The sequence below is a fragment of the Bacillus sp. OTU530 genome, from assembly GCF_038440375.1.
In genome coordinates this window covers 55000-65818 of record NZ_JASATP010000020.1, presented here as the reverse complement: position 1 = coordinate 65818, position 10819 = coordinate 55000, and the positions used below count along the sequence as shown (strand labels likewise).

General features: G+C 40.1%; 10 protein-coding genes. 3 read left to right on the top strand and 7 right to left on the bottom strand.

All coding sequences use genetic code 11. The features are described 5' to 3' along the window. The first annotated feature begins 40 nt into the window (after positions 1 to 40). Complete coding sequence (locus tag AAHB12_RS16185) at positions 41 to 946, top strand: LysR family transcriptional regulator (RefSeq protein ID WP_342046032.1); 906 nt, start codon at positions 41 to 43, stop codon at positions 944 to 946. A 137-nt stretch (positions 947 to 1083) separates the two neighbouring features. Here the strand turns inward: AAHB12_RS16185 and AAHB12_RS16180 are convergent, their stop codons facing one another. The 3 genes from AAHB12_RS16180 to AAHB12_RS16170 all read right to left on the bottom strand — a co-directional run bounded on the left by AAHB12_RS16180 (position 1084) and on the right by AAHB12_RS16170 (position 3433). Continuing rightward, positions 1084 to 1599: an acyl-CoA thioesterase gene (locus tag AAHB12_RS16180; protein ID WP_129726433.1), complete on the bottom strand. Its 516-nt coding sequence runs from the start codon at positions 1597 to 1599 to the stop codon at positions 1084 to 1086. Between the two features lie 349 nt (positions 1600 to 1948). After that, positions 1949 to 2521, bottom strand: coding sequence for a signal peptidase I (lepB, locus tag AAHB12_RS16175; protein WP_379948326.1), 573 nt, complete (start codon positions 2519 to 2521; stop codon positions 1949 to 1951). Between the two features lie 132 nt (positions 2522 to 2653). Further along, the gene (locus tag AAHB12_RS16170) at positions 2654 to 3433 is read right to left on the bottom strand and encodes an undecaprenyl-diphosphate phosphatase (protein ID WP_342046031.1); all 780 of its coding nucleotides are present in this window, start codon (positions 3431 to 3433) and stop codon (positions 2654 to 2656) included. Between the two features lie 342 nt (positions 3434 to 3775). Here AAHB12_RS16170 and sigI point away from each other — a divergent pair, with 342 nt between their 5' ends. After that, positions 3776 to 4504 carry an RNA polymerase sigma-I factor gene (gene sigI, locus AAHB12_RS16165; protein ID WP_342046030.1) on the top strand — a complete coding sequence of 243 codons (729 nt, stop codon included), beginning with the start codon at positions 3776 to 3778 and terminating at the stop codon, positions 4502 to 4504. After that, a complete protein-coding gene (locus tag AAHB12_RS16160; protein ID WP_342046029.1) occupies positions 4497 to 5666 on the top strand; it encodes an anti-sigma factor domain-containing protein in 1170 nt (389 codons plus the stop codon). The genes sigI and AAHB12_RS16160 overlap by 8 nt, the downstream gene beginning before the upstream one ends. Before the next feature lie 140 nt (positions 5667 to 5806). Here AAHB12_RS16160 and AAHB12_RS16155 read toward each other — a convergent pair whose 3' ends face one another. The 4 genes from AAHB12_RS16155 to AAHB12_RS16140 form a co-directional block, all read right to left on the bottom strand. After that, entirely contained in the window at positions 5807 to 6535 is a 729-nt protein-coding gene (locus AAHB12_RS16155; protein ID WP_129726438.1) for a ZIP family metal transporter, read from the bottom strand. Between the two features lie 499 nt (positions 6536 to 7034). After that, positions 7035 to 8768, bottom strand: a complete 1734-nt coding sequence (locus AAHB12_RS16150; RefSeq protein ID WP_342046028.1) for an MFS transporter — start codon at positions 8766 to 8768, stop codon at positions 7035 to 7037. Positions 8769 to 8785: 17 nt separating this feature from the next. Further along, positions 8786 to 9946 (bottom strand): acyl-CoA dehydrogenase family protein, encoded by a 1161-nt coding sequence (locus AAHB12_RS16145; RefSeq protein ID WP_342046027.1) that lies wholly within the window; start codon positions 9944 to 9946, stop codon positions 8786 to 8788. Then, positions 9943 to 10815 (bottom strand): hypothetical protein, encoded by an 873-nt coding sequence (locus AAHB12_RS16140; protein ID WP_342046026.1) that lies wholly within the window; start codon positions 10813 to 10815, stop codon positions 9943 to 9945. Before AAHB12_RS16140 ends, AAHB12_RS16145 begins: the two co-directional genes overlap by 4 nt. Positions 10816 to 10819: the final 4 nt, after the last annotated feature.

Here is a 10819-nt window from a genome sequence, read left to right as displayed (position 1 = left end):
ATAATATTCATCTCATTTTGATATGAAAGGGGAACCAACATTGGAATTACGGCAATTAAAGTATTTTGTAGAGGTAGCAAAACGAGAGCATATATCCGAGGCTGCAGATGCGTTGCATATTGCACAATCCGCCGTAAGTCGACAAATTTCTAATTTAGAGGAGGAACTGGGGATCCCTCTACTTAAGAGGGAAGGCCGCAATATTAAGCTCACACCTGTTGGGAAGTTATTTGCGGAGCATGCAATAATCGCCTTACAAGCTATCGACAATGCTAAGCAGAAAATTGATGAGTACTTAGACCCGGAACGAGGAACAGTCCGAGTGGGGTTTCCTTCTAGCCTAGCTAGTCACATACTTCCTGAAGTCATTTCAGCCTTTAAAAAAGCATATCCAAATGTTAGCTTTCATTTGAGGCAGGGTTCGAACCATTTCCTCATGGATGCTATTAAACAAAGCGACATTGATTTAGCCTTTATCGGGCCGGCACCGACACGTGATCCTGATTTGCGCGTGGATGTTCTTTTCAAAGAGAAAATCGTTGCCCTGCTCCCAGATACACATCCTTTAGCAGCACAAACACATATCTCTCTTCGAATGCTTGCAAATGATTCCTTTATCTTTTTCCCAAACGGATTTATCCTCCGCAAGCTGGCAGTAGACGCTTGTTTGCAAGCAGGTTTCCATCCATCTGTTCCATTTGAGGGAGAAGATTTGGATGCCATTAAAGGCTTGGTTTCTGCGGGGATTGGTGTTACCCTGCTTCCTGAGGTTACGCTTTATGAGACGCTCCCGAAAAATACGGTAAGGATACAAATCCGCGATCCAGAGGTGACACGGAAGGTAGGTTTAATTTCTCCGCAGCACCGAGAGCTTGCCCCTTCTGAAAAGCTGTTTTACGACTTTGTTAAAGGCTATTTTGAGGGCTTGCTTAACATCAATTTTTAGGTTAGTCTCAAAGACCATACGTACCAGCTTCTATACTTTCTGTTTTAGTGTGAAATAAGCTAGGCTCCCCATTTTAGTCAATGTAAACCCGCAGCAATAGACGCCATGCATTGTGCCCGGCGTCTATTGCAAACCTTTTACGCTTCCCACGGTTTGGTTGTTGTCATAAAAGCAGCTAATTCTTTACTATGTTTTTTTCGTTCCTTGCGCATTTTTGTCCGTTCTGGGGCCGTTCGGTGCAAATACACCTCTTCTTCTGTTTCAGGTAAAACTGAAGGAATCGTTACCGGCCTCCCTTGTTCATCTAAGGCAACAAAGGTTAAAAATGCAGTAGCCGCAATCTTTCTCTCTCCTGAAAGCAAATTCTCTGCTGTTACCTTAACGAACACCTCCATAGATGTTCTTCCCGTGTACGTGACATATGATTCTAAACATACCGAATCAGACTGCGTAATCGGATGCAGAAAATCGACAGAATCTGTTGAGGCTGTCACAGTTGATTTTCGAGAATGGCGAGCAGCTGAGATAGAAGCTATATCATCTATCCAACTCATTAACTTGCCGCCAAACAACGTTTGATGGTTGTTTGTGTCGTTTGGGAATACACGACTTGTCTTAACTGCTCTACTCTCTTTACATGCGATTGCTTTCATTTCTCCACCTCTTTGATATGTAGCTTTCCTTATTACATCTCGCTTATCTGCACCGTGATAGTTTGATCTGTAAATATCTTAATGAAACTATCCTATATTGTTTGTCATCATACAGCAACTCCAGCTTATACTCAAGCTTTTTCCTTTTCTCCACACATTTTGGTTTATGACCGCAATGAGAAGATTCTCTGCAGTTGCATTTACACTGTATTCCTAAAATTCCCTGCCACGTCGAATGATTTTCAGCTGAAAATTTATACTTTCCTACAATGTTAAAAAGGGTGTTTCAAAAGACGACTTTGAAACACCCTTTTCAACTTGGAATAAATACAAAATGAAAACAGCATAGTTATTTTGTCCAGGAAATTTCAAAAACCTTTTTCCCAAGCACATGATCTAAGGGAACATATCCAATCTGTCGACTATCACGGCTATTATTTCGGTTATCTCCCATCACGAACACACTGTCCTTTGGCACTACCCATTTTTCGTTAACTCCAACATACATAGCCTCTTTAATATACGATTCATGCAGCTCTTGTCCGTTTCGATACAGCTTATTTTGCCTAATTTCCAGTTCATCGCCCGGCTTTCCGATCACCCGTTTCACATAAAGAGCGTGCCCCTCATCTTCTGAAGCTAAAAACTGCAACAGCGGGTTTTCTAGAAAATCATCCTTAACTGTGCGCTCCCTGTCGACACGACTATCAATAATCACGATATCACCGTAATCAGGCTCACGTGAGAAGGTGTGCGGTAATTTAGAGACAATAATTCGTTCCTGATCCGCCAAAGTAGGGTCCATAGAATGTCCCTCCACCTTATAGGGTTGAACAACAAAAACACTTACTACGATAGCGAGCGCCAAAGCGACCGCAAAAGAACTAATCCAACTCCACGCCTCTCTTATCACTTTCTTCAACTCTCTATCCATCCTCTGCTCTTTTATAGCATATAACCAAGAGTATCATGGTAAAAGCCGCCATGACAACCTTTATATACAGCACATACATAAAATGAGAAAAATTTTAAAAATAGAGAACAGGCATATCGTTCAGAATATGCCTGCAAATTGCAACATAAGTATTATGACCCCAAGTCCACACGCATAATACGCAAATATTTTTAAAGAATGATGCTTTAAATATGAAATCATCCACGAAACTGCGATATAACCGAAAAAAGCTGCAGAGATTGCGCCGACAGCGAGAGATGTGCTTGAAATTGTCTCAGCCTTTCCTTTAAGTACATCAACGGACTGCAACATGATCCCTCCAACAATCGCTGGTGTTGACAAAAGAAAAGAAAAATAAGCTGCCGTTTCCCTGTCAAGCTTTCTCCAAAGAGCTGCCGTAATTGTCATACCGGAACGAGAAATTGCTGGAAAAATTGCAAAAGCTTGAAAAACACCAATAAACAAAGCATCCTGATATGTAAGATCCTCCATTTTCTTTTTTCCACTTTTTCCTCTTTCCGCTAAATATAAAAAAAGGCCTGTCGCTATAAACTCCCATCCGATTGTAATGCCCGTTTTAGAAATTTCCTCAAAAAAGTCCTTGAACAACAAGCCTATAACTATCGCCGGAATCGTCCCAACTATTAATAAATAGGTCATCCTACTAAAAGGATTTCGTAAAATCTTGATAAATTCGTGTTTATAATAAGCAAACACAGCAATTAATGTCCCAATGTGAAGCATTGTATCTAAAAATAGACCAGCTTCATCCAATCCAAACAGATGGCGACCTAAATATAAATGACCCGTGCTGCTAATGGGTAAAAATTCCGTTAATCCCTGAATGATCCCAAGCAAAAAAGCTTCTAGCCAGTTCATATAGCACTCCCTTCCTCCGCGATGCTCTCTCCTTGCTTGTACAGTATATGCAGCGTGTGTGTACAGCATGTTTATCAAGTACAACTATCTCTAGACATAGGGCACTGACACATAGCTAGGCTATCAATCTATGTAAATTGTCCTTCATCTATTGTGACACTATTGTTTCATTCCTAACAATCCGCTATTAACCTTGAAATCCAATCTAAGTAACTGATATTATGTTTAGTGGTTCATCTTCTTAATCTAACGCACAAGCGCCATAGTCATACCCTACAAAAAAAATCAGCACTGAGATTATTTTTTCATTTTATATAAAGCAAAGAAAGGAGGAGAAAGTTTGTGCTAACCCTACTATTAAAAGCTATTAAGCCCAAAGAAAGAATAGAGGAAGTTGTACTTCGCCTTCAAACAGGAGAAGGTGACAGCAACGCATTTATAGCTCAGTACCAGCCTTTCGTTCGAAAAGTCGTTTCTAATGTTTGCAAGCGTTACATAACGGAACAGGATGATGCATATAGTATTGGTTTGTTTGCATTCCATCAAGCTATAGAGAAATATTCCTATAAGAAGGGAAAATCATTTCTTGCATTTGCTGGGCTTCTTATAAAAAGAGATGTGATTGACTACATACGAAAAGAATTGCGTCAAAATCTTGTCTTTTTAAAAGAAGATCAGCAAGAGCAGAACTTGATAGATACACAATTTTCTTTTTCCGAATATTTAAATAACTTAGAGAATGAGAACCGGAAAGAAGAAATTTTTCATTTTCAAAAGGTATTGGAGGAATTCCGCATTTCCTTTACAGATCTTGTAAGCGTTTCGCCGAAGCACAGCGATACAAGGGAACATTTAATAGAAATTGCTCAAACAATTGTACAGGATGAACAAATGCTACAAGAACTCTTTCAAAAAAAAAGGCTCCCGTTAAAACAACTAGAAAGTCGGGTACGAGCCAGCCGAAAAACGCTGGAACGACATAGGAAATATATCATTGCTATATGTATTATTTCCAGCAGCGATTACACGCACATTAAGGAGTATGTAAAAGGGGGGATGAATAGTGAATAAAGGAACTGTGCTAGAGATTCAAAAGAAAAATATTTTGCTCCTTACTCGCGACGGAAGGTTTGTGAAATGCACAAAAAAGCAAGGAAGCTATGCGATTGGGCAAGAAATTATATTTACCGAGGAAGAATTGCTGCCAAACAGAACACATTTATTCAGCTCCCCCTTTTTGAAACCCATATTTATATTAATTTGTTGCTTCCTTACTTCATCTTTGTTTTTCTATGACGGGGAGCATGATAAAGTTATGGCTTACGTATCTGTCGATATAAATCCAAGTGTGGAAGCAAGCGTGGATAGCAAGCTTCGCGTACTCCGCTTAGAGGCTTATAATGCAGAGGGTAAACAAGTTCTAAAAGAGCTTACAAATTGGCAAAAGCAACCGCTATCTGATGTTATTGAACAGGTTATAAATCAATGCCAACTAGATGGATATCTAAGAAAAGGGACACAGGTTGCCCTTACCTCTGTTGTAGCCGACAATAATAAGGCGTTTCAACAAAAGCTGGAACCCGTTTTACAAACGGTAAGAACAAAGTATGCGAAGGAAAGTGTATCGATAGTGCACCAAGAGGGGACTATTCAAATGAGGGAAAACGCCAAGGAATCAAACATGAGCACCGGTACTTATATGAAAAAAGAGCAAACTGAGAAATCTCCTTTGCTCATCCCGAAAGCACCTTCTCCTTCAGAAGAACGGCACGATTCCGATACCCAAGAAGAAACAGAAAAAGAACAGGTGAAAAAGGAAAAAGAATCATCGTACCAAGATAACAAGCATGGAGAACCGATTAAGCAGAATAAAGAACAGCTTTCTCAAACGAACAAAGCTGAAGAACAAATAAAACAAAACCATGAATCATCTGCTCAAACTGACAATCACAAAGAACCGATTAAACAGAATAATGGACAGCTTCCTCAAACAAACAAAGCTGAAGAACAAATAAAACAGAACCATGAGCAATCTTCTCAAACTGACAAGTACGAAAAACCGATTAAACAGAACAATGGACAGCTTTCTCAAACGAACAAAGCTGAAAAACAAATAAAACAGAACCATGAGCAATCTTCTCAAACTGACAAGCGCGAAAAACCGATTAAACAGAACAATAAGCAGCCTTCTCAACAGAACAATGACAAAGAGGCGGGAGAAAAGAGAGCATAGGAAACCTTTCTATGTTCTTTTTCGATTATGCCAAGCCCCTTTATAAGGAATGAGAGAGGCTGGTTTTGTTACAGACAAGTAAAAGTGCTCCTCAGGAAAATCTGACAAGAGTACCTAACAAAATAACTTCACTTCAGATATTATCGAAACCAATTTGTTAATGTTATCATAGAAAGTAAGCCAAAAATAAAGGAAAAGGTTGCAGTTGTTTCATTTCCATCCCCATGGCTTTCTGGAATCAGCTCTTTATATACAATAAATAGCATTGCACCTGCAGCAAAAGCTAGTCCATAAGGAACAATGAATAAAAACGCACCAGTAAAGTGAAAGCCTATCATTGACGAAATAAGTTCAATTAACCCGGTGATAGCAGTATATAGAAAGGCTTTAAAGCGGCTCTCATAATTTGATATAAGAAATAAAGCTATTAAAAACCCTTCCGGAATGTTTTGCAGTGCAATTGCAAAGGAAACAACCGGTCCTAAATCTTGATAATCACTCGCGTAACTTACACCAACGGAAAGACCCTCAGGTACGTTATGAAGAGCTATGGCGATAAATAACAAGGGTGCACTTGTTTGAAATGATACAGTAGATGAGTGATCTAAATCTATATGAGGAAGATAATAATCTAAAAGTGTCAACACTAGTGTTCCTAAAATAATCCCGATTGAAAGTACCAATAAATTAGAAATTTTTAGTGTAGAAGGAATTAATCCATACGTAGCGGCAGCCACCATAATTCCAGCTGTATAAGCTAACAAGTTATCTTTATGACGATGCGAAATGTTTTGTAAAAACACGGCAGGAACAGCTCCTAATATAGTACATATAGAAGATACAATGATTCCTATGTATACATCTTCCATAACATCCTCCTAATCCTCTGCTTATCCCAATATATGTGAGGGATACTTGTGACATGCATTTAATTTCACTGTTCCCAGAATACTCGAACTCGCTTATCTAGCTTCATTTTCTTCAAAAGGACTTCCTTCGACCAAAAATTAGGATTTCAATTACTAATGCAGCTGTACGAGACCGCTAAAGAAAACTCACCGATTGGCGAGTCCTGCCCTTGGGCGAAGATAGAGGCGTAGTTGCACTTATACTTTGTTCCTAAAATTTCTAACTACGTCGAACTGTCTTCCTGCTAGAAATTTATACTTTCTTAAAGTGTAAGAAAAGAAGACAAGGTCCGCCTTTTATGGCAGCGTAGGGGTGGGCCGGAGTAAAAGGCGCTTTTTTCCTTTTGTGGAGGTTCAGTCCTACGCTGCCATTTTGGGCCTTGGGAGCTAGACACCACCCCGAAAAGTTATACTCTCTTATCCTGTAAAAAAAGATCGGCTTTCACCGATCTTTGATGGATTATTCTGTTACTGCTGTATCTAGCGCTGCATCTACAGCACGCTTCCGTAAAAACAACAAACTTCCACTGCATACAACAGCCAATATTAAGCCACTCCAAAAGGCCTTCGTCATTGCTTTTACTAAATATGTTTCCGCATCATCTCTTATGTCACCTTGAATATCATTTACTTCCTTTTCAATACTCTGCAGTTCCGCGTCCACTTTTGTTTCAATTTCCTTTTCCGCTTGTGGTGGCAGCTGAGTTCCTTGTGGCAATGTTTGCAGAACTTCTTGTTTTTTCTTTACAATAGTCTGTTGACGCAATTCAGCTGATATTTTAAATTCCCCCAGCTTTTTCGCTTCTTCAAAGAAGTTGCTTCTTTGTTTCTCCAGTCTTGCAATGGCTTGCTCTGTCACTTGAGAAGGTAACTCTGCTTTTTGGAAACGTGTTATCCCCTGATCTACTATTTCAGAAGAGTAGGTATTTAAAAAGCTCAGGGTGAGAGATACAAATAACGATACTCCGATTGCGCCTCCCATATTTCGTGATGTTGCAAAAATGCCCGAACCTAACGATACGTGTTTGTCTGATACAGAAGCCGTACAAACTGTCACACTCGTAACCATGATAATACCTAACCCAGTACCGAGCATTATCATTACAAAAACAAGATGTTTCAGGGATGCATTCGCATCCAAATTAACTAACAATGCAAAGCCTGCAACTGTAAATATGTATCCCAAAACCATTGGCATAAAATAACCAATGCGATCAATCAAACGGCCAATCATAGGTGCTACCACAAGCATAACGGCCGAGAGTGGTGTAATCAGAAAGGAAGACTGTAAAGTGTCGTATCCTTTGACTTGCGTAAAATAAATTGGCAGCAGGATAAGTGTTCCCATCAAGAGTACACCACCCAAAAAGTTAGACAGAATTCCTCCGACATAATGCCGATTTTGAAAAATTGTGAAGTCTACCAGGGGCTGACGCACTTTTCTTTCTATTAATACAAATAATAGTGCCGACACTAAACTTATCCCAAAATACAGATAAATTACTTGAGAAGTCCATCCTAATTCTTCGCCTTGGAGAATCGCATAAGTAAGAAAATATAAGCCTGCACTAAGTGTCGCTATTCCCCAAAAATCAAGGCTAAACGGTGTCCGCACATCGTGATGCCCCTTAAATGCTATCCGTATGAAAGGATATGATAGAACGACAACCGGAACATTAATGTAGAAAACCCATCTCCAGTTGATATATTCGGTTACTACTCCGCCTAGACTCGGTCCAACAGCGACTGCCAATGCTCCTACCGCTCCCCAAATCCCCATTGCCAAGCCTGTTTTTTCTGGCGGCACCGCTGTACGCACAAGCATCATACTAGCAGGAATTATCATAGCCCCTCCAATTCCCTGAAGCACCCGGGCGACAATTAAAACTTCTTCGTTTGGTGCAATTCCGCAAAAAAAGGAACTGATCGTGAAAATGACAAGTCCTATCAAAAAGAAACGCGACCTTCCAAACATATCCGCAAGCTTCCCAAAGGTAACCAGTAAAACTGCTAATGTAAGAACAAACGCATTGATGATCCAAGATGCCACACTTAGAGTGATACCATAATCTTCAATAATGGTTGGCAACGCTATATTTACGACTGTGCTGTCCAAGAACACAAGAAATAAGCCAAGACTGACTGCGAATACCTGTTTCAAACCACCGTATTGTACTATCGGTTGATTTGTCATAGCCTTTCCCCTCCATTTTACAATTGCGTTGGAACATCCAATACAATCTTACCGATAAGCTCCTTTAACACTTCAGGTGTAGGGCCCATTACAGAACCTGCTTTGCTGTCCCTAATATAGCGTTCAATCGGAGAATGCGCTGAGTACGCGTACCCACCACATACCTTTAGCCCTAAATCAGCCAATTGCATGGCAGCTTGACAAGCCATTACCTTGATTTCCAATGTACTTACCATATCCAATTGATTTAGTTCTAATTTCAGCACTACTGTATCTAACGCTTTTTCCGCCTGATCACAGATAATTTTCATTTCTCCCACGATTTGCTGGATACTTTGAAAATTTGATAGATTCGTATTAATATGCGCATAAAAACGTTTCTTGACGTAGGATACGGACTCTTCATAAATTGCTTTCGCAATTCCGATGTTTAACGCAGAAATACCGATTTGTCCCATCGGAAGCAGAGATTCCCTTACGATTTTAAATCCTTCTCCCTCTTTTCCAATGAGCATCTCTTCATCAAGCTGACAATCAATAGTCATCGGAGCACTTTGATTTCCGCGCAATCCCATCCCTTCCCAAATCCCCCCTAAGGTAATACCAGGATGTTCCTTAGGAATCACATAAAAATTGCTTTGCATAGAATTCTTTGCGAAAGTGGCTTTGGAATTCGTTACGTATATATCAGCCTCTCCCGCACTTGTTACCATTGTTTTATTCGTATTTAGCCGGAAATTCTTATCTATCTTTTCTGCCTGACTGACTGGTAGGAAAAAATAACATCCAGAACCCGCTTCACTTAAAGCGATGGTTGCCAAACGTTTCCCTTGTGCCATAAGCCCTAGCTGCTCTGATATATATGGCTGCTGCTTACCATATAACATGATAGACGCGGCTGATGTATGCTGCACATAAACAAGGGCTGTCGATGCACATGCTTGTGCTAGCTTTACTACAACTTCTTTGTATATACGAGGAGTCCCTCCCATTCCTCCAAGCTCTTTTGGAATCATAAGACCTAAAAGCCCCTCTTCTCCCAACGCAGCCAGATTTTCTCTTGGAAATGCTCGTTCCGTATCCCACTTTTTCGCATTAGGGATGAGGTAATCCACTACAACATCGTCCACTTTTTCCAGAATATCCGAGAGTGACTGTTGCAATTCCTGTGTCTTCACTTTACGGCCTCCTGTCTAATTTGTTTTGGAGAAAAGCGAAAATCATCGCAAATGGAGTCAACTTCAAACGACTCCTCTCCAGCCCATTCTTTGTTTTGTACCACGATATTGCCGTATACAATCAGTTCACCCAACCTTTGGCGATTCTCTTTTGCAATTCGTATCATAGTATCTTCAAATCTATTCCACCGTTGACGAGGCTCAATGTAAATCGCTTCATTGCATAAATGACCGCAATTTCCGACAGTTTCATTATAAGCACGGGCTGTATGACAAGAACGGGACATTGATGCCATCGCATAGCCTAAAAAAGCATTAACAGCAATGCCTTCCTTGCGAAGCGATTGAATAGACTCCTGCATTCCCGGTCCTATATCCAGATCAATTTCCTGCACTCCATATTGCTGGAGCAACACTATAATTGAATCAGAGTCCACATTTACTTGAAAATACATTTGCCTAATGTCAGCAGTTTCGTTTTGTAAAATATCCTCGTACCATGGGCAATTTATAAAGCTATATACAAGCTGTCTTCCCAATGAAAAAGAAACATGCGACGGATTTTGTTGTGACACCAAATAATGAAGTGTTCCCCAGTCATTGACTACAATGTTAAGAGGAAGATGAAAGAGTTGCTGAACCTTTTCCATTACACGCCCAAAATGGGCTTCAAACAAGATAGGGAGTTCAATTTTAGCGTTCTTCCCTTGTTGTAAAATATATTGAATATGCTCTTCGGTCAATCCCGCCATCTTATGAATACAACCCGAATGTCCCAAGCAAATAGTGTCATAATCCTCAAGGAAAAGACTCGATAATGTATACAGCTGATCATGATGAACTCTGAGTTCTTTTTTGGAAGTATTCAAGCTT